General features: G+C 69.0%; 1 protein-coding gene. It reads right to left on the bottom strand.

Annotated features, from left to right (window positions below; translation table 11 throughout):
* Nucleotides 1-2: 2 nt before the first annotated feature.
* On the bottom strand, nucleotides 3-1,340 hold the full coding sequence (locus ACSVC7_RS32620) for an IS701 family transposase (protein ID WP_448208549.1): 1,338 nt from the start codon (nucleotides 1,338-1,340) through the stop codon (nucleotides 3-5).
* Nucleotides 1,341-1,421 lie beyond the last annotated feature (81 nt).

Raw genomic sequence — 1,421 nt, 5'->3', positions numbered from 1 at the left:
CACTACTCTGCCAGCCCTATGGATTGGGGAGGAAGCGGAAGCTGTGCTGGCATTCCGGACATCGGACGTAGACGGTCATGCAGCGTTCCAGGATGGCTTGACGCACCTGCGGCAGGGTCGGGATGGGCGGCGGCCCCGGCGGGCTGAGGCCGGCGCTGATTTTTTCCCCCAAGCCGCAGATGCTGGAGGAAGCACAAGGCCATCATGGTCAGCAGGGCGTGATGGGCTAAAGCCATCCAGTTGCGGCACTCCAGGTGGTCCAGCCCCAATTCCTCCTTCATCTGCTGGTGCGCCTGCTCGCACACCCAGCGCGCCTTGATCAAAGCGGCCAGCCGGTCCAGCGGCGTGTCGGACGGCAGGTTGGACAAGTAGTAGCGCCGCTCGCCGCTGAGGCGGCGCTCGCACACCAGCCACCTCTCGGCTCCGGGCAGATGCTGCGTGCGGGAACTCATCGCGGGACCATCGGCCACCCGCACCCGCAGCGCGGCGAAGTCCGCCCGCAACGGCCCCTTCGTGCCCTGGCGCCACGTCACCGGGTGGAAGGCTGTGGCCGGCAGCGCCGCGATGACGGCCTGGGCCTGCTGGCTTGGCCGATCCGGGCGGGGGCGCCCATCCCGACGCCTGGGCGCCTGCAGTTGCACGTCGGCGGGATAGACGGTGCAGGTGGACAGGACGGCGAGCGCCCACGGCAGGCCGCGCTCGTCCAGGGCGTGGCGGAAGCCAACCACCCGGCCGTAGTCGGCATCGGCCAGCACGGTGCCGAAGGTCGCGCCGGCGGCGCGCACGCGGTCGATCTCGTCCAGGGCGATGCGCCATTTCTCACGAAAGGCCAGCCCCTCGGGCACCAGCGCGCGGCGGCGCCGCGCTTCATTGCCGGCCCAGGCTTCGGGCAGGAACAGGCGCAATGCCACGCACACCGGCACCTCGGCGCGCGCCAGGGTCAGCGAAACCAAGGATTGGCAATTGGCCTGCTTGCCAAGCTGCCCGCAGTACTGGTGGGCGACGCCGACCGAGTGCTCGCCCTTCTTGACCAGCGCCGTGTCATCGACCACCAGCACCGCATCCGGGCCACCAACCAGGGCTTGGGCTTGGCGGACCAGTTCCTCCGCCAGAGGCGCCGGATCCCAGCGCGAGGTGGAGAGAAAATGATGAAGCTGCTGGAGGTGCCCCGGCGCGATGCGGCTGGCCAAAGGCTCCAGACTTTTCCGCTCCCCCGGGGCCAGCAGCCCCGCAATGTAGAGCGGCGCCCATCGCCGCTGTGCCGGATAGGCGAGCCGCTCCAGGAAGGGGGCCAGCCACACCTCCAGTTCCGCCGTCCACGCCGCTTCGGCCCTGCCCATCGCCGCCTCCCAGAAACTGTACTGGAATGCTTAACAGACTTGCGGAACCGTCCTCTCGGTCGGGCTGGCAGAGTAGTGTTA

It is taken from the genome of Azospirillum mesophilum (assembly GCF_053470405.2).
The sequence above is the reverse complement of the archived record's forward strand: the minus strand, read 5'-3'. Positions and strand labels throughout refer to the sequence as shown.

Excerpts from the sequence above, each read along its gene's own strand:
- ACSVC7_RS32620 (WP_448208549.1), bottom strand. The coding sequence starts at position 1,340 with ATGGGCAGGGCCGAAGCGGCGTGGACGGCGGAACTGGAGGTGTGGCTG.